Origin of the sequence: Vagococcus sp., from assembly GCF_052102835.1 — a bacterium.
Taxonomy (GTDB): domain Bacteria; phylum Bacillota; class Bacilli; order Lactobacillales; family Vagococcaceae; genus Vagococcus.
In genome coordinates this window covers 36,697-54,005 of sequence record NZ_JBQEIL010000003.1, presented here as the reverse complement: position 1 = coordinate 54,005, position 17,309 = coordinate 36,697, and the positions used below count along the sequence as shown (strand labels likewise).

18 protein-coding genes are annotated in these 17,309 nt (G+C 35.7%); all 18 read right to left on the bottom strand.

Annotated elements, in window-relative coordinates; all coding sequences use genetic code 11:
• Positions 1–55: 55 nt before the first annotated feature.
• Entirely contained in the window at positions 56–2,722 is a 2,667-nt protein-coding gene (locus ACTJFD_RS04070) for a cation-translocating P-type ATPase (protein ID WP_442259994.1), read from the bottom strand.
• 246 nt (positions 2,723–2,968) lie between these two features.
• Positions 2,969–3,958, bottom strand: coding sequence for a nucleoid-associated protein (locus ACTJFD_RS04065; protein ID WP_442259834.1), 990 nt, complete (start codon positions 3,956–3,958; stop codon positions 2,969–2,971).
• A gap of 66 nt (positions 3,959–4,024) precedes the next feature.
• On the bottom strand, positions 4,025–4,939 hold the full coding sequence (gene galU / locus ACTJFD_RS04060) for a UTP--glucose-1-phosphate uridylyltransferase GalU (RefSeq protein WP_442259833.1): 915 nt from the start codon (positions 4,937–4,939) through the stop codon (positions 4,025–4,027).
• Positions 4,940–4,955: 16 nt separating this feature from the next.
• A complete protein-coding gene (locus ACTJFD_RS04055) occupies positions 4,956–5,966 on the bottom strand; it encodes an NAD(P)H-dependent glycerol-3-phosphate dehydrogenase (protein WP_442259832.1) in 1,011 nt (336 codons plus the stop codon).
• Between the two features lie 52 nt (positions 5,967–6,018).
• Complete coding sequence (lgt, locus tag ACTJFD_RS04050) at positions 6,019–6,840, bottom strand: prolipoprotein diacylglyceryl transferase (RefSeq protein WP_442259831.1); 822 nt, start codon at positions 6,838–6,840, stop codon at positions 6,019–6,021.
• A gap of 3 nt (positions 6,841–6,843) precedes the next feature.
• Complete coding sequence (gene hprK, locus ACTJFD_RS04045; protein WP_442259830.1) at positions 6,844–7,782, bottom strand: HPr(Ser) kinase/phosphatase; 939 nt, start codon at positions 7,780–7,782, stop codon at positions 6,844–6,846.
• A 113-nt stretch (positions 7,783–7,895) separates the two neighbouring features.
• Positions 7,896–8,252 carry a phage holin family protein gene (locus ACTJFD_RS04040; protein WP_442259829.1) on the bottom strand — a complete coding sequence of 119 codons (357 nt, stop codon included), beginning with the start codon at positions 8,250–8,252 and terminating at the stop codon, positions 7,896–7,898.
• On the bottom strand, positions 8,252–8,581 hold the full coding sequence (locus ACTJFD_RS04035) for a PspC domain-containing protein (protein WP_442259828.1): 330 nt from the start codon (positions 8,579–8,581) through the stop codon (positions 8,252–8,254). Before ACTJFD_RS04035 ends, ACTJFD_RS04040 begins: the two co-directional genes overlap by 1 nt.
• 23 nt (positions 8,582–8,604) lie before the next feature.
• Entirely contained in the window at positions 8,605–10,098 is a 1,494-nt protein-coding gene (gene liaX, locus ACTJFD_RS04030; RefSeq protein WP_442259827.1) for a daptomycin-sensing surface protein LiaX, read from the bottom strand.
• Between the two features lie 114 nt (positions 10,099–10,212).
• Complete coding sequence (locus ACTJFD_RS04025; RefSeq protein ID WP_442259826.1) at positions 10,213–11,385, bottom strand: nucleotidyltransferase; 1,173 nt, start codon at positions 11,383–11,385, stop codon at positions 10,213–10,215.
• An 83-nt stretch (positions 11,386–11,468) separates the two neighbouring features.
• Positions 11,469–12,203 carry a class I SAM-dependent DNA methyltransferase gene (locus ACTJFD_RS04020; RefSeq protein ID WP_442259825.1) on the bottom strand — a complete coding sequence of 245 codons (735 nt, stop codon included), beginning with the start codon at positions 12,201–12,203 and terminating at the stop codon, positions 11,469–11,471.
• Between the two features lies 1 nt (position 12,204).
• Positions 12,205–12,561: a ribosome silencing factor gene (gene rsfS, locus ACTJFD_RS04015; RefSeq protein ID WP_442259824.1), complete on the bottom strand. Its 357-nt coding sequence runs from the start codon at positions 12,559–12,561 to the stop codon at positions 12,205–12,207.
• Positions 12,555–13,169 (bottom strand): bis(5'-nucleosyl)-tetraphosphatase (symmetrical) YqeK, encoded by a 615-nt coding sequence (gene yqeK, locus ACTJFD_RS04010; RefSeq protein ID WP_442259823.1) that lies wholly within the window; start codon positions 13,167–13,169, stop codon positions 12,555–12,557. The genes rsfS and yqeK overlap by 7 nt, the downstream gene beginning before the upstream one ends.
• The gene (locus tag ACTJFD_RS04005; RefSeq protein WP_442259822.1) at positions 13,166–13,798 is read right to left on the bottom strand and encodes a nicotinate-nucleotide adenylyltransferase; all 633 of its coding nucleotides are present in this window, start codon (positions 13,796–13,798) and stop codon (positions 13,166–13,168) included. The genes yqeK and ACTJFD_RS04005 overlap by 4 nt, the downstream gene beginning before the upstream one ends.
• Positions 13,799–13,820: 22 nt before the next feature.
• The gene (gene yhbY / locus ACTJFD_RS04000) at positions 13,821–14,132 is read right to left on the bottom strand and encodes a ribosome assembly RNA-binding protein YhbY (protein ID WP_442259821.1); all 312 of its coding nucleotides are present in this window, start codon (positions 14,130–14,132) and stop codon (positions 13,821–13,823) included.
• A 16-nt stretch (positions 14,133–14,148) separates the two neighbouring features.
• The gene (gene yqeH / locus ACTJFD_RS03995) at positions 14,149–15,258 is read right to left on the bottom strand and encodes a ribosome biogenesis GTPase YqeH (RefSeq protein ID WP_442259993.1); all 1,110 of its coding nucleotides are present in this window, start codon (positions 15,256–15,258) and stop codon (positions 14,149–14,151) included.
• The gene (locus ACTJFD_RS03990; RefSeq protein WP_442259992.1) at positions 15,258–15,785 is read right to left on the bottom strand and encodes a YqeG family HAD IIIA-type phosphatase; all 528 of its coding nucleotides are present in this window, start codon (positions 15,783–15,785) and stop codon (positions 15,258–15,260) included. Before ACTJFD_RS03990 ends, yqeH begins: the two co-directional genes overlap by 1 nt.
• 282 nt (positions 15,786–16,067) lie before the next feature.
• Positions 16,068–17,306, bottom strand: a complete 1,239-nt coding sequence (gene purD, locus ACTJFD_RS03985; protein ID WP_442259820.1) for a phosphoribosylamine--glycine ligase — start codon at positions 17,304–17,306, stop codon at positions 16,068–16,070.
• Positions 17,307–17,309: the final 3 nt, after the last annotated feature.

The window sequence follows — 17,309 nt, the reverse complement described above, 5'->3', positions numbered from 1 at the left end:
AAACAAAAGACTGACCTACTTCAAAATTGAAGTAAGTCAGTCTTTTCATTCATTTTTATTTATTAAGAGGTTGGTCCATTACTTTATACGTTTTGTGTTGCACACGATTTAAAATAATTTTCGTAATTTCCATTAACACAACAGCAACTAAAGCTAAACCAATACTTAAAAAGATATAATTTAACGTAAAGCTAGCCGGTAATGAAAAGACTGTTCGTAATCCTGGCAATAGAGTCACACTATAAAGTATCGCACATAAAGCAACCGCTAAAAGGACCATACGATTACTGAAAAATCCAGCTTTGAAGGCTGTTTGTGTATTTGATCGTGCTGGAAAAGTTTGTAGTGTTCGACTCCAAATCAAAGTCGAGAACGCCATTGCTACTCCCAATTCGGGTGAATGTAGATTACCAATATATTGTGCTACAATTACAACCGCTCCTATGATAACACCACGATAAATAACTGAATTCAATGTGCGTCCACTAAAAATCCCTTCTTTAGGATCACGAGGTGCTAACTTCATAATTGAAGGTTCTGCTTTTTCCATACCTAAAGCAATCGCTGGTAATGAATCATTGACTAAATTTATAAATAGTAACTGTAAAGCAGTAAATGGATTATTCCAACCCACCACTAAAGCAAAGATAATAGCGATAATGGCACCCAAGTTACCTGAGAAAAGATAAGAAATAGCTTTTTTGATATTATCAAAAACACTTCTACCTACTTCAATCGCACTCACGATTGAAGCAAAATTATCATCCATTAAGACCATTGCAGCCGCATCTTTTGCGACATCCGTTCCTGTTCCCATCGCAATTCCAATATCAGCTTGCTTAAGTGCCGGTGCATCGTTCACACCATCGCCGGTCATTGCAGAAATCTTCCCTTTATTTTGCCAAGCTCTAACAATCCTAATTTTATTTTCTGGAGAAACACGCGCATACACCGAAACCTTCTCTAAATCACGCATCAACTCATCTTCATTCAATGCATCTAGTTCTGTTCCTGTTAAAGCCATATCACCATCTTCAAATATACCTATTTCACGTGCAATCGCTACGGCGGTTGTCTTATGATCCCCCGTAATCATCACGGTTTTAATCCCTGCCGATTTAGCATCTGCAACCGCACCATATACTTCTTTACGTGGTGGATCAATCATTGCCAATAAACCTACAAATATTAAATTATTTTCATCCTCTAAAGTTAAGGTTGTTTCTTCTAAAGGTTTATACGCAAAAGCTAAAACACGTAATGCTCGTTGAGAAAAAGCCTCATTTTGTTCTTGTAATTGGCCTTTAATTTCTTCAGTCAATGGAACAACTTTACCATCAAGTAATACATGTGAACAACGACTGAAAATGATATCTGGACCACCTTTAGTCATCATTAATGTTTCGTCATTCATTTTATTTAATGTTGACATTAATTTTCGTTCCGAATCAAAAGGTAAATCAGTCAAACGAGGATGTGCTTTTTGTAAGGCTTTAAATGACTGGTTATTGGTGTCACTATAATCGATTAAAGCAATTTCAGTTGGATCACCCAGCTTAATTCCTTCGTCTGTAATCGTCGCATCATTAGCTAAAACACTGACTTCAATCAAGCGACGCTCAGCCATTGTCCAAGTTTCAGGTTGTGAATTAAATGCTCCAGTTTGACCATTTGGTAAATAATAATCGAGAACCGTCATTTTATTTTGAGTTAACGTTCCCGTTTTATCCGTACAAATAATACTTGTAGAACCCAACGTTTCAACCGCTGGTAATTTACGAATAATCGCATGGCGTGCTGCCATTTTTTTAGTGCCAATCGATAATACAATCGTAACAATCGATTGTAAGGCTTCTGGTATTGCAGCAACGGCTACAGCAACGGCAAACATAAAGGCATTGACAATTTCTGTCGTCATATCTCCATGGCTACCATGAACAAATAGTCTAAAGAGTTGAACACCTAAAATCACAAGTGACAAAATCAAAATTCCAATACTTAATTTCTTACTAAATGTATCTAAACCACGTTGTAGTGGTGTTTTTTGTTCAGTTGTTCCTTCTAAAAGACTTGCGACTTGACCAATTTCTGTCTGATTACCAGTGGCTGTCACTAGGTACTTCGCACGACCGTAAGTAACAATCGTCCCACTAAAAACCATATTTGTTCGATCGCCAATTGGAACGACATTTGAAATATCGGTTAATGTTTTTTCAACAGGTACAGACTCACCTGTCAACATTCCTTCGTCCACTTTTAGTGAGCTAATGTCTAACAAGCGGCCGTCCGTCGGAACATAATCTCCCGCTTCAAGAATAACAATATCACCTACAACTAAATCTTTTGCTGGGATACTTTGCTCGCGGCCTTCACGGATAACCGTTGCATCTGGTGCTGATAAACTTTTCAATGCATCTAAGGAACCTTCTGCTTTTTTAGTTTGGATCACACTAACGACTGAATTCAATAATAAAACGGCGAAAATAACAATAGATTCAATATAGGCACCCATGACCATTTGAACTACTGCCACGACAAGTAAGACAATCACCATTGCATCTTTAAATGTCTCTAAAAACAATTGAAAACTACTTACTTTCGCGGCTTCTTTCAAAGCATTTGGACCATTTTCTGCTAATCTTTGTTTTGCGGTTTCTTTCGTTAATCCTTGCTCTGAACTATTGAGATTTTTAAAAATAGCTTCAATAGCTTCTTGATACATTTCTTTTTTCAATCGACATTCCCCTTATATTTTTTTAATCCTCAAAGCCCGAAATAAAAAGAGACCTAAGGCAGGATTTACCCTTGCCTTAGGTCTCACCATTTAAGATGATACCAGAAAGTTACGTAGAAACTTCCTGACTGTTGATATCATCGCAATATTTTGCCGGTTACTCCCCTAAAGGATTGATTTATTTAATTTATTATAACGGAAGCTAAACAATTTATCAACTTCTTTATTCTATTTCTAAAATTTACTAATGACTTCTTCGACATTTTTAATCATCACAGATAAAGTGCCATCAGGATGATTAATAAACTCAACAATTTCTTTATCTTTAAAAACATCAACTGGAATCGTCAATTCAATTCCATTCGTCAATTTAAATTTTTGTTTACTATATTTTTTTTCGTATTTCGGAACATTATTTGGAATTTCCTCGGAAAAGCGAGTTTGTTTCACCAAATCTAAATAATCATTTTGCGCAGAGAGATTCGTTTCAAAAACACTTTCTGCTATTCGTTGATTATCTAAACTTCCCTGTTCTTCAATACTCTCAAATATAGCCTGTTGTGCCTGAGAAAAAGCAACAAATTCAGATTCATTATACTTATTAGATATCTCTTTCACGGCTTTTTTTACGATTTTTAAATTTTCAGTAACCGTCGGCGTTGGATCGATTTTTAACCAACGTTCGGTGATAAAAAAGCGTTTTTGTCCTTCAAATTGATATTTTTTCTCAACAATTTGTGTTTGATAAGTCATTTGATCAACTAAGAGACACTCTTCAATTCGTTGGGTGGGAGACGGAAAAATTGTTTTATTTAAAATAATATTGTTTTGCATAATATCTTCTTGATAGTCAACAAAATGCGTATAACTGGGTTTATAATTAAATTTAACAATTCCGAAAAGAGGGCCCTTTTGATCTTTACCTTCAAAAAAGAGTAAGTCTCCACTTGGTGCATCTTCACTAATCGCTAAACTATCAAATAAATCTTGAGCAATATCTGCTGTTTTTTCTTCAAACGAGACATCACTCTCTTTAATTTTTTGATAGAGTAACGTTTCTTCAGATAATTGACCTAATTTAAATTCTGCTTTTTGAAGTTGTTTTACCACTCCTTCTAAATATTGTTTGACTGCATATTCATTTAAATCTAAAACTGCTTGTGAACAAATTAAATGTCCCGCTTCCCGATCTAAAATATGCAAGATTGCTTTCGTAATTTCCATCCTATCGTCTCCTCTATAAAAGGGTTGTAACAGATTAGAACATCCGCTACAACCCCTCTCAACTAATTATTTTTTATTTTCTTTTTTCGAATTTTTCTTTTCTTCCGAACGAATTTGGTCACTCAATTCTAAAATCAAATTTTTTAAATCTTCTTTAATTTGAGGATGCTCCAAGCCATATTCGATACTTGTTTTCATAAAACCAAATTTATCGCCAACATCGTAGCGTTTCCCTTTATAATTTTTAGCAAAAACGCGTTGTGTTTTATTCAAAGTATCAATGGCATCGGTTAATTGAATTTCATTGCCTGCTCCTGGTTTTTGATTTTCCAAAATGTTAAAAATTTCAGGAGTTAAAAGGTAACGACCAATAATTGCCATATTACTTGGTGCTTTATCTACAGCAGGTTTTTCAACAAAATTAATCACATTAAATAAGTCAGGTTCAACCTCTTTTCCCGGATTAATAATGCCATATTTATTGACGTCTTCTTTAGGCACTTCCATTACGGCAATAGTTGACGCATGAGTATGGTCATATTTATCAATTAGCTGCTTCGTCAATGGAACTTCGTCGGTCATTAGATCATCACCTAGCATCACAACAAAAGGTTCATTGCCTACAAAAGATTTTGCTTGTAGTACGGCATGGCCTAAGCCTAAAGGATGTGATTGGCGAATAAAATGTAAATTTAACCCTGTTGTTTCTTCAACTAGTTTTAATAAATCCGTTTTACCTTTTTCTTTCAGATTCATCTCTAACTCTAGATTCGAATCAAAATGATCCTCAATCGGGCGTTTGGCTTTACCTGTAACGATCAGAATATCTTCAATACCTGAAGCCCGTGCTTCTTCAACAATAAATTGAATCGTTGGTTTATCGACGATAGGTAACATTTCTTTCGCCATCGCTTTCGTTGCTGGTAAAAAACGAGTCCCTAAACCAGCAGCAGGGATAACTGCTTTTTTAACTTTTTTCATTTTATAGATCTCCTTATTAAAATTCTTGTTCAGATTTATAATCTCTCAACATCGTTTCTTTAATAACTGAAGCAATCGATCCATCTTGATAAAGGACGCGATAAATCGCTTCTGTAATTGGCATTTCAATTTTACGTTCCTGAGCCAATTCATAAGCTGCTTTCGTTGTCGACACACCCTCAACAATCATCCCCATATTCTCCAATACATCATCTAAATTTTGACCCTGACCCAATAAATTACCGGTGCGCCAATTTCTAGAATGGATACTATTACACGTTACTTCTAAATCGCCAACGCCACTTAAACCAATAAAGGTTAATGGATCGGCTCCCATTGCTACACCTAATCGGCTAATTTCTGCTAAACCACGCGTCATAATTGCTGCTCGTGCATTATCACCATAACCTAAACCATGTAATGCTCCTGAACCTAAAGCAATGATATTTTTCAAGGCAGCACCCATTTCAACACCAATCACATCTTGATTCGTATAAACACGGAAATAAACATTTGAAAAAATAGCTTGAACATATTTAGCACTTGCTAAATGACTGCAAGCTGCGGTAATTGTTGTTACATCTTTAACTGCCACTTCTTCTGCATGGCTAGGACCAGATAAGACCACGATATCTTTACGTTTATTTGCGGCGATTTCTTCTTCTAAAACAATCGAAATTCGTTTGTGTGTTTTTTGTTCCAACCCTTTACTTGCATGAATAATAATCGGTTGGTTTTCACACACTTCATTAAATGATCTCGACACTTCCCGCATCGCTTTTGTTGGAACAACAAACAGAACTGCATCTGCCTCCTTAACACACTCAGCGATTGTTTCAGACGCTTTTAATGCCTGTGGCAACTCAATATTAGGAAGGTAATTTTTATTAGTATGAATTGTATTAATCTCTTCAATCTGATCTTTATGATGACCCCAAAGAGTTACCTCATGACCATTTTCTACTAAAACCATAGCTAATGCCGTTCCCCAAGAACCCGCACCTAAAACAGCGATTTTTTGTCTCATTATCATTCTCCTTAAACTAATCTGACTTCTCTTCTATTTTAACATAGCTCATCTAAGATGGTAAGGCTTTATTCCGAGTATAATAAGGAACCGTTTGTGTCTTGCGACGATAAATAAACAAACCAATAGCTGCTACGAAAAGGATTCCAGATAAAACTTGTGAGATTCTCAACGTATTAAATAACATCAGACTATCTGTCCGCATTCCTTCGATAAAGAAACGACCAAACGAATACCAAATAACATACGTCAAGATGATTTCTCCCTCTTTAAAGAAATTCGTCCGACGACGAAGGATGATAATAATAATAAAACCTAAAAGACTCCAACTACTTTCATAAAGAAAAGTAGGTTGACGATAAGCCCCTTCAATATACATATTCTCAATAATAAAGTTTGGTAAATGAAGTTTTTCTAAGAAAGTTTTTGTTGTCACTTCCCCAAATGCTTCATGATTCATAAAGTTACCCCATCTGCCAATTGCTTGCGCTAAAATAACACTAGGTGCTAAAACATCTAAAAATTTCCAAGTCGAGATAAAGCGATGTTGGGTAAAGAAATAAACCACTAACGCACCTGCAATTAACCCACCGTAGATGGCTAACCCACCATTTCTAAACGCTAATATTTCTAATGGATGCTTAATATAATAGTGCCATTCAAAAAGAACATAATAGAGACGGGCCCCTACAAATGCAATTGGAATCGCCCAAAGCATAAAATCAACAATATCATCTTCTCTCAGTCCGACACGTTTTGCTTCCCGACTAGCAAGATAAGAGGCTAAAACAATCGCTGAAACAATAATGATCGCATACCATTGAATGGCAATCCCAAAAATCTCGAAAGCGGTAGGATTAACAGTTGCTAACATCAATTAATCATCCTTTCCTTCTGAGTTCGTTTGAATTAATTGAGCTAAATTATTTTCAAATTTTTTCGTGGCATCATACCCCATCGTTCGGGCTCTAAAGTTCATAGCAGCGACTTCAATAATAATCGCTACATTTCGCCCTGTTGAAACAGGAATTGTAATTTTCGGAACAGGAACATTTCCTAAAACAATTGATTCTGTGGCTGAACCTAAACGATCATACTTATTATCCTTACTCCAATCCTGCAAATTAACCACCAATGAAATTTGTGAGCTATTTCTTACCGAACTAGCCCCAAAGAGATTCATGATATCAACAATACCAACCCCTCTAATTTCCATCAAGTGTTCTAAGATTTCAGGCGCTTCCCCTATGACGGTTCTTTCGTCTTGTTGATAAATATCAACGCGATCGTCCGCAATTAACCGATGGCCTTTTTTAATTAACTCTAAACCGGTTTCACTTTTACCAATTCCACTATGTCCTTGAATTAAAACTCCCAGACCATACACTTCGACCAGAACGCCATGAATAGAAGTTCTTTCGGCCAGTTCACCTTCTAAAAAGTTAGAAATAATTCCTGATAAGCGTGAGGTTGAAATCGTAGACGTAATAATTGGAATTCCTGCTTTATTCGCTCGCTCAACCATTTCTAGTGGAGGAATATAACCTCGTGCAATCACAATACAAGGGGTATCTTTTCGACATAAACTTTTAAAAATCATATAGCGTTCTTCAGAAGTCATCTTTTCAATAAAAGTAATTTCTTTACGACCAAAAAGTTGGATTCTATCATGTGGATAATAATTAAAATATCCCGTTAATTCTAGTCCAGGTCGTGAAATTTCACTGGAAGAAACGGTTCTATTTAAAAATTCTTCTCCTGAATAGACGTTTAATTGCAATTGGTTAACGATTTCTTTAATTTCTACTAATGGCATTTGTCACAAACACTTCCTTTCGATTACAGTTGACTGCTTCATTTTAGCATTTTATAGTCACTCTTACTAGAAATCTAACCAAATAAAAAAAGCCGAATCTTATTTTCGACTTTTTATATATATTTACTGGCATTATGATTAGCAACAATTGAATTAATCACTGATAAAATCAATGAAATAAATAACGCTGAACCAAAGCTAGAAAAAGCAAAATAATATTCGCCCATGATAGCTGAGGTCATCATTAACATCGCAGCATTAATCACAAAACTAAACAAACCAAAAGTAATAATCGTTAAAGGTAACGACAAAATGTGAAGCAATGGTTTGATCGTAAAATTCAAAACAGCTAAAACCAAGCTAGCGATAACAGCAATCAAGAAACTGCCGACATAAATTTTAGAAGGGAACATCACCGATAGTGATACAAATGCTAAAGTATTAACAATAATTCGCTGAAAACCAGACATTAAAAATCGCTCCAGTCGTCATCATCATCCACTTTTTTAGCTTCTTTTCTAGGACGACTATCTCCTTGTCGTTTTTGATAATAAGGATTTTCCTTATAATGCGTTGATTGCCCAAAAAAGTCGTTGCGTGATTTATTTTCTCTTGATTTAGGAATTAAAATCATCAATAAAATGTACACCATGATGCCTGGAAAACCTGCTGAGAAAAAGGATAGTATGATATAACATACCCTTAAAACAGTTGGATCAATCCCTAAGTATTCTGCAATTCCTGCTAAAGATCCTGAAATAACAATGTTAGTATTTGATTTTGTTAATCTCTTTTTCATTTTATTCACCTCTAATTTTATCTTTAATTTTTGCTATCAGTATCTTTCAAATAAATATTCCCTGTCGTTGTACTTAATTTCAACTGTACCATTTCTTCTTTCAAGCGACGCATTTCTAACTTTTGACTACTACGATCTTTTTTCTCACGTATAATTTCTAACTCTGCTAACCGACTTTTGATATTCCCAAAGTTTGTCTTACATAAACCTTCCACACCCAATTCACTAGGAAGGGCAACTTTAATTGAACCACTCACAACACTCGCTTCGATACGACGATAAGTTGAGTCAGTTGCGGTTACTCTCACGTCTCCATTGATTAGATTAATTTGTTGATTAACAACATTGCCTCTAATCGTTACATCCCCATTCACTAAATCTCCTAAGAAATCCGTAATGTTGCTGTCTTTAATTTTCACTTCTCCATTGACGCCTTCAACTTCAACCATCGTTGCTGTAAAGTTAGTAACAGTCATGTCACCGTTCGTCGTTTTTAAGAAAACATCTGTCGCATCCATATTATTCAAATGAATGTCACCATTTAGCATCTTGATAGCTAAATAATCATACATATGATCTGGCAAATAGATTTTTAACTCGGCACGTACCCGTTTATTCGGAATATGAACTAAGATCTTATCATCATCCACTTCAAGGCGACTACGTTCTAGAAAAGCTTCTAACGGTGTCCCTGCATTCATCTTACCATACAATTTAATATCAGCTTCAATCTTAACATCGGGTTGATCCCAGGTTTCAAGTTGAACTTCACCGTTTGCCAATTTGATATCAAGAATCGTCGCTTCATTCGCTGGATAGATAAATTCATGCGTGAAGCTCTGAGTGACCACACTTGGAACTTTAATGTTAATATCTTTCCAATCAATATTATCATTGACTGAGCTACTCACAGTTTCAAAGGTTTTTTTGACAATCGTACCAAGCTGATTCCCTGTTTTTCCCATTTTGTTGGCGAAACGATTAATCGTTTCATTGGTTTGTTCTTTCCAATCTTCTGGTAGATCAAATTTAGAGAGCAGATCGTCTTTCTTTTGATGTCGTTGCGTTTTTTTGATGCCTTCTAATTTATTTTGTAACCCTTCTTTTTCTAGTAGCAAACGTTTTAATGTTTGTTCTAATTCTTCTAAACGATCATAATGTGTTTCACGTTCTACTACTTGTTCAGCTGATATTTCTTCTAAATCTTCAAACGTATCGATTACAGTAATTACTTCTTGCGCATCACTCATTTGGCGTTTAATTAAATGAATATCTTCATTCACTTGATCTAAATGGACAGAAACTAAATTAGCTTCTTCTAATAACTTGGCATATTGTTCTTCGCGTTCGGCTTCATAAGTTTCATTGACTTGTGAACTCGTTTTTACACGAGCTGCTTCTTCATCAACTAGTTTTTCATCTTTCTCAGTTGCTATATTTTCAAGTAGCACTAATGCTTCTTCAGTTGACAAGACACCTTGCTTTACTAAGTCTAAAATTCTTTCTCTTTCTTGCATCTTAATAGCCTCCTTATAATAGGTCTTTCCTATGTCTCTATTATGCCAAGTTTCTTGCCAATTGTCATAGGACCTGAGTTGGATTTATTCATCTATTTCTAGTCTGAGCTTTTTCTAGTCTTTTAGATAAAGTGGCGCACGAAAATAATCTTGTTCGCCTTTAATAGGGCCTAATTGATAAACCAGACCAGCTTTTATATCTAATGATAATCGTTTTTCATTTTTACGATTGATATTAGTAATCAACGGTGAGGATACTTTCGGTTTTTGCTGTTTTAAATAGGAACGACCTTTTTCATTAAAGCCTAAAACTCTTAAATAAGAAGAAGCGTTCGCTTCAAGCATTTCTTTTTTACTAATATTTAATAAGACATAGGTCAAAAGTCGTTGAATTCGTGTCCACGTATAGCGTTTAGATTTTAGCAATTCAACCAAATGTTCAAAAGAAGTTGCTTTTTTGCTCATTTCTTTTAATCGATATTCTAAGCCTTCTGACACTTGATGGATTTGACTTAGTTCCAAGATTGAACTGGTTAATAGGCGATATTGAAGTAACGGCCAAAAATCAGACCATTGCGTGATGGGGGTATTTTCTAATAAACGATAGCTTGTTTGAGGAACAAAGGATTGAATCGTCGGCAGCTCACCTCTTACTAAAGCTTGACGAATCGCAGTTGCACTCGTAAATTCTTGGTTTTTAAGTTCCACCTCATGATAAGTACTTCCTTTTCTCGCTATCGGATAAAGTATCATTGGTTCATCAAATCTTGCGTTTTCCTTAGCATAAGCCATTCCTAAAATATGATTAGGTGATGAAAAATCAAGGGTCCATTCAGGAAGTAACTCACGATAAATAGTAGTCATTCGCTCTGGATAACTAGCATTTTGTTGTTCTAATTCTTGGAAACGTTGGTTAATTCGTGCTTCCTGACTCACATGAAACTTGCCAAAAGCTGCATAATCCATTGTTTCTGTTTGATCAGTCCCAAAACACAAACTATCCACACCTAATGCATGGAGTAACTTAATACCACCTGATGCAAAATAATCGGCAGATTGAACGGCGGAAGCAAAAGGTAATTCCACAACTAAATCGATACCTGACGCTAAGGCCATTTCTGTTCGTCGCCATTTATCGAGACACGCTGGTTCGCCACGCTGTAAAAAATTACCACTCATCACTGCTACGATGACGTCCGCTTGACTTTTTTTTCGCGCTTGTTGGATATGATACGCGTGCCCAAGATGAAAAGGATTATATTCAACAATTAAACCACAACTTTTCACGGGTTTCTTCCTCTCTCTTTTTTTATTTACAAAAAGGTTGCAACAAAATAGTTTCATTTTGCCACAACCTTATCTAAATTTTATTATTTTTCACAGACAAAGAACCAACGTTTAGATTCTTGAGTTGGTACTTGATCAGTAAAATCAGCATACGTTTTAATCATTTTAAACCCTGCTTGTTTTAAAAGTGTCAGATAAGTTTCGATTGGATACGTTCTTTCTTCATGAAGTTCATCATATCGAGTGAATTTCTCTTTTTCTTCTTGGATGAAAAAAGTTAAAAAATGCTCAACACTATGGTCAACTTCACCAGGATAAGATTCCCATAAAAAGGCAAAATCATCCGTCTGATAATGATAACTGTACTCCTTAAAACCATTCTCTATTTGAGAGATGGAGTGCACATCAAAAATAAAGGTTCCCGTTTCTTTTAAACTTAAATAAACACCTTCAAAAACTTGTGCCAATGCCTCTTCATCTGCCATATAGCATAATGAATCAGAATAGCAAGTCACCGCATCAAAAAGAGTTTCTTGCGATAATTCTAACATATCGCCTTCTACAAATTTAGCATTTGAGTTAGCGGCTTCACCACGTTCCTTAGCTAATTTAACCATCTCAGATGATAAATCTAAGCCAGTCACATCATATCCCTTAGCTGCTAGCAAAAGAGATAAAACTCCAGTCCCACAAGCTAATTCTAAAATACGTTGTGCTGATTGAGGTAACCTTTTTTGAGTAAATGCCAACCAATCTTCATACAGACTATCATCCATAACCTCATCATAGATTTTAGCAAATGTTTCATAGCTAGCCATTTTAATCAACCATACCTGAAACATCAACTAGTGGTGCATCACGCCATAATTTTTCTAAATTATAGAAGGCTCTTTCTTCACCATTGAAGACATGAACAATCACATCTCCTAAATCGACAAGTACCCACTTACCAGAATCACGACCTTCGACTTGTTTCACTTCGCCTTTGTTTTTATAGACGCCGTCAGTGATTGCATCAACAATAGCCACCACTTGCTTCGAACTATTTCCATGACAAATCACAAAATAATCGGCCAATAATGACACCTTTGACACATCTAATGCTATAATTTCCTCGGCACGTTTATCGTCTGCTGCTTTTACTGCTATTTCTAAAAGTTGTTTGCTTTCTAACATAAATCCTCCTTGTAGTTTGCTACCCATGTATTGTAAACATCGATTGTTTTTGGGTAAATTTTTTGATTCTTTGAAGCTAAGAATAAAAGTGTTTGCTTGATTTCATATCTGACGGCTTCATCTAAATTAGTCAGAGCTAGTTGACGTGCGTCCTCTACACCTGGAAAATCACGACCTTCTTCAACATAATCGGCTACAAATATAATTTTGTCTAATAAAGTCATGACGACATCTCCCGTTGTATGCACACGAATCGCTTGCAAAATTTCCGCATCCGTAATTCCTAATTCTTCTTGAACAATTTCAGCTCCCATCACACCATGCCAAATGGCATTACCAAAAGAAAGGATGGTTTGATCGACCTGACTTTTTTTAATTCTTGCAATCATTTCCTCATCTGGGCGTTCTTTAGCATAATCGTGTGTTAAGGCTGCGATACTAACTTTCTCTAAATCCATTGGAAATTTCCCTGCAATTTCGAGAGCTTTTTCTTCAACACGTAAAACATGTTGAAATCGCTTGTTACTCATTTGAGAAGCGACTTTAACTAAAAGTTCATCACGTGATAAAGCAACAAAGTTTTGACGCCACTCAGTTTGTTTTGTCATTCTTTGTATAACCCTTCTTTCATTATATAATCAATCACTGAATCTGGTAAAAAATACTTGACGGAACACCCTTGCTTTATTTTTTGGCGAATAGCGGTTGAACTTAGTGACATTAAAGGCACATCGACCCAAATAATAGGATAAGGGGTTTCTTTCAAATAACCAGGTCGATTGACCCCTACAAACTGAACCATTTCAACAAGTTCATCAATTCGATACCAAGTTGATAAATACTCTACCATATCTCCACCAATAACGAAATAGTATAACGTATCTGGATTTTTTTCAATCATTGATTGAATCGTATCAAAAGTATAGCTTTTTCCACCCCTAGTAATTTCTGATAAATCTAAGCTAAGATTAGGATTATCTTCTGTGGCTAATTTAAGCATCTCAACTCTTTTATCCGCACTGATTGTTTGTTTTGGATCAACGTGTGGTGATTCAAAACTAGGAACGAGATAAAACTCATCTAAAGAAAGCTGATGACACACTTGATCCGCGATAAGCAAATGCCCATAATGGACAGGATTAAAACCGCCACCCAACAATCCAACTGATTTCTTCGGTTGCATTGCCGCTATTCTTAAAGTTTCAACTTGCGTACCACTACTTGTTTTGAGCTTCATTCGTTAAAGTCACCTCCAAATCTTAAAGCACACGAACTTGTTGTGAAACTCTTTGATATTTTTCCTTTGATGAAGGTCTAAACACAACTAATACTCGACCAATCATCTGAACGACATCGGCATGTAATGTTTCTTCAATAACTTCAGCAACATCTTTAGCTGTTTCTTCAGTGTTTTGTAATAAACTAACTTTAATTAATTCACGACGTTCTAAGCACTCATCGATTTGATCTAATAACGTTTCACTTAAACCACTTTTTCCAATCTGAACAACTGGATTCAGATGATGTGCTTCACTACGTAAAAAACTTTTTTGCTTTCCTCTTAACTTCATTTATATCCTTCTTTCATTAAATTAATGCTTTTCTTATCACAACATCAACACCCTTAGGCGCCCATCCAGCAACAACTCCTGGATCTTTTACTGTAATCCAACCTAACCCAGCAAAAACTAAGTCTGTTGGTTCTTTAATCGAATACTCAAAACGAACGAGTTCTGGAAAATCAGTTACTTCGTCTTTAGCTGGTGGTTTTAATAACTCTCCAACATGTGTTTTATAAAAATCTGTGGCTGTTTCTAACTTCGTACGATGTAAATATAATTCATTAGAAACATATACCACAAAAGCTGTTTTAGCTCCTTGAATATAATCAAAACGAGCCAGTCCACCTAAAAATAAAGTTTGACCTGCATTTAATTGATAAACTTTTGGTTTAATTTCCTTCGTTGGTGACGTTAATTTTAAATCTTTCTTACCTAAATAATGGGCCATTTGATGACGATGAATAATACCAGGAGTATCAATTAATAAACTACCATCTTCAAAAGGAATTTCGATTTTATCAAGCGTTGTTCCTGGAAATTGAGAAGTCGTAATAACATTATCAACACCTGCCGTAGCACTGATGATCGCATTGATTAACGTTGATTTACCAACGTTCGTCACACCAACAACATAAACATCTCGGCCTTTTCGATATTTTTCAATTTCATCTAATAAATCAAACATCGCATTTTTCTTCTTAGCGCTCGTTAATACAATATCAATTGGATGTAGTCCTGCTTCGTGTGCTCGCTCACGCATCCACTGGGTTAACTTCCCTTTTTTAAGTGATTTTGGTAAAATATCAACTTTATTCCCCACTAACAAGACAGGATTATCACCAACAAAACGGTGCAATCCAGAAATCAAACTACCATTGAAATCAAAAATATCAACAACATAAACAATCAATGAATCCGTTTGACCGATACTATTTAATAGACGTAAAAAATCATCATCTGACATCGCAACATCATAAATATCATTATAGTGTCTTAAACGAAAACAGCGCTGACAATAAACTTCACCTGACTCGATACCTTTGTTCAATGCTGACACAGGTGTATAGCCCATCTCATCCTTATTTTCTGTTTGAATCAATGCACCACAACCGATACAATGAATTTCTTCTGTCATCATAATGATGTCCTCCATTTCATTTCTTCTGGATATTTAGTTAATAATTCTTTCATGACACGTTTTTCACGCCAACGATTTATTTTCGTATTCCAAGCATCACTTTCCACAATTGGTTTAACCAAAATAGAACGTATCCCTGCACGATTAGATCCTCTGATATCTGTCATCAATTGATCGCCAACCATGACTAGCGATTCTTTGGGTAATTCAAAACGACGTTCTACTTCTTTAAAGCCTTTTGTGAAAGGTTTCATCGCACGAGAGACATACTCCAACCCTAAATGTTCAACCGCACGGGCAACACGAGACGCTTTATTATTTGAAACAACAATGACAGGAATATCTGCTTCTTTCATTTTTTTAATCCATTGTTTTAATTCTGGTGTTCCATCTGGATTATTCCATGCAATTAATGTATTATCCAAATCAGTCAAAACAGCTTTGATTTGATGGGTTCGTAATTGTTCTGGTGTAATATCATAGATTGCTTCCAACACCCAATCTGGTTTATAATTTTCAACCATACCTTTTCCTTTCATTAAAAAAAGGAGACCTTTAGAAAGCCCTCCTCAACTCTTACCCCTCATTATACGGTAAAATTCAAGAAAATTCATCTAATTTGACAAGAAAACTGAGGGAAAGTAAATGAAACGCTCTCTTTAATGTGATTTGCTTAATCACTATAGAAATCGACACGCTTATAAAATTGCTGAATTCAAATAAAATCGATTGTTATTTATTATAGAAACTTAGGCTTTCCCACAAAAAAAGACGAACCTAAAAAGGCCGTCTCTCTTTATTTTATTCTATTTTCCTAAATCACCACGATAGTAAAATCGATCCAATGGTTGCTTTTCTAACCACTGATACAACGTAGTATGTGCTGCTGACAGGTCTTCCTTTGTCGTAGTAACTAATAAAATGCGTCCACCGGCCGCTATTAGATTAGGACCACTTTTAGCTACTCCCGCATAAAACACTTGAATATCTTCTGGTTGATCAATAAAATTGGGAATTAAACTACCTATTTCATATTCGAGTGGATATCCCTTTGCGGCAATGACGACACCTAAACTAACGCTATTTTTCTTCCATTTAATTATTGGTGCTTGATTTGCTAGTAAATCTTTAAAAATCAAAGCTAAATCACTATCTAATTGTTGTAATAAAACTTGGGTTTCAGGATCACCAAATCTTGCATTATATTCTATCACCTTTGCTCCTTCTGAAGTCAGCATTAAGCCTGTATATAGAATACCCGTAAACGTAATTCCTTCTTCAGCCAACGCCGCAACAGTTGGTTCAACAATGTTCGCAATTATCTGATCCTGCTGGTGTTCTGTCATTTCAGGAATCGGACTAAAGGCTCCCATCCCACCGGTATTAGGTCCTCTATTGCCATCGTAAATCGCTTTGTGGTCTCGTGCTGTTATCATCGGATAAATCCCTTTCTCTGAAACAAAAGAAAGAAGAGAGCACTCCTTACCCACTAAAAATTCTTCAATAACGACTTTTTGGTTTAAACCTTTGGCAAATAATTCGATTAATAATTTTTCGCCTTCTGCTTCATTTGCTACAATTGTCACTCCTTTGCCTGCAGCTAAGCCATCTTCTTTAACTACTGTTGGAAAATCTTGTTGCTTTAAATAAACTAAAGCGGGTTCTAAAGAGGTGAACGTCGCAAAATTGGCCGTTGGAATTTGATATTTCTTCATCAGCTGTTTAGCGAAATCTTTGGATGCTTCCAGTTGAGCGGCTTGTTTGGTAGGTCCGAAAACCAATAAATCAGCTGCTTGAAAAGCATCCACGATGCCTAAACTAAGGGGCAACTCGGGACCAACGATAGTATACGTTATTTCTTCTCTTTGACAGAAAGTAATGAGTTGACAAAAATCAAGTTCTTCTATTGGAACACATTCAATTCCATCTTGGTGCATACCTGGATTTCCTTTAGCACAAAAAACACGACTGACTTCAGGACTTTTCAAAAGTGATACTGCTAAAGCATGTTCGCGTCCACCACTGCCTATTACTAATATTTTCACAAC

What these genes read in the sequence shown, in the direction of transcription:
- ACTJFD_RS04035 (WP_442259828.1), bottom strand. Translation starts at nt 8,581, where the DNA reads ATGAAAAAGAGATTAACAAAATCAAATACTAACATTGTTATTTCAGGA.
- galU (WP_442259833.1), bottom strand. Translation starts at nt 4,939, where the DNA reads ATGAAAAAAGTTAAAAAAGCAGTTATCCCTGCTGCTGGTTTAGGGACT.
- rsfS (WP_442259824.1), bottom strand. Translation starts at nt 12,561, where the DNA reads ATGTTAGAAAGCAAACAACTTTTAGAAATAGCAGTAAAAGCAGCAGAC.
- ACTJFD_RS04065 (WP_442259834.1), bottom strand. Translation starts at nt 3,958, where the DNA reads ATGGAAATTACGAAAGCAATCTTGCATATTTTAGATCGGGAAGCGGGA.
- hprK (WP_442259830.1), bottom strand. Translation starts at nt 7,782, where the DNA reads ATGCCATTAGTAGAAATTAAAGAAATCGTTAACCAATTGCAATTAAAC.
- ACTJFD_RS04070 (WP_442259994.1), bottom strand. Translation starts at nt 2,722, where the DNA reads ATGTATCAAGAAGCTATTGAAGCTATTTTTAAAAATCTCAATAGTTCA.
- ACTJFD_RS04040 (WP_442259829.1), bottom strand. Translation starts at nt 8,252, where the DNA reads ATGTCTGGTTTTCAGCGAATTATTGTTAATACTTTAGCATTTGTATCA.
- yqeH (WP_442259993.1), bottom strand. Translation starts at nt 15,258, where the DNA reads ATGACAGAAGAAATTCATTGTATCGGTTGTGGTGCATTGATTCAAACA.
- ACTJFD_RS03990 (WP_442259992.1), bottom strand. Translation starts at nt 15,785, where the DNA reads ATGGTTGAAAATTATAAACCAGATTGGGTGTTGGAAGCAATCTATGAT.
- yhbY (WP_442259821.1), bottom strand. Translation starts at nt 14,132, where the DNA reads ATGAAGTTAAGAGGAAAGCAAAAAAGTTTTTTACGTAGTGAAGCACAT.
- ACTJFD_RS04005 (WP_442259822.1), bottom strand. Translation starts at nt 13,798, where the DNA reads ATGAAGCTCAAAACAAGTAGTGGTACGCAAGTTGAAACTTTAAGAATA.
- yqeK (WP_442259823.1), bottom strand. Translation starts at nt 13,169, where the DNA reads ATGACAAAACAAACTGAGTGGCGTCAAAACTTTGTTGCTTTATCACGT.
- liaX (WP_442259827.1), bottom strand. Translation starts at nt 10,098, where the DNA reads ATGCAAGAAAGAGAAAGAATTTTAGACTTAGTAAAGCAAGGTGTCTTG.
- ACTJFD_RS04020 (WP_442259825.1), bottom strand. Translation starts at nt 12,203, where the DNA reads ATGGCTAGCTATGAAACATTTGCTAAAATCTATGATGAGGTTATGGAT.
- lgt (WP_442259831.1), bottom strand. Translation starts at nt 6,840, where the DNA reads ATGTTAGCAACTGTTAATCCTACCGCTTTCGAGATTTTTGGGATTGCC.
- ACTJFD_RS04055 (WP_442259832.1), bottom strand. Translation starts at nt 5,966, where the DNA reads ATGAGACAAAAAATCGCTGTTTTAGGTGCGGGTTCTTGGGGAACGGCA.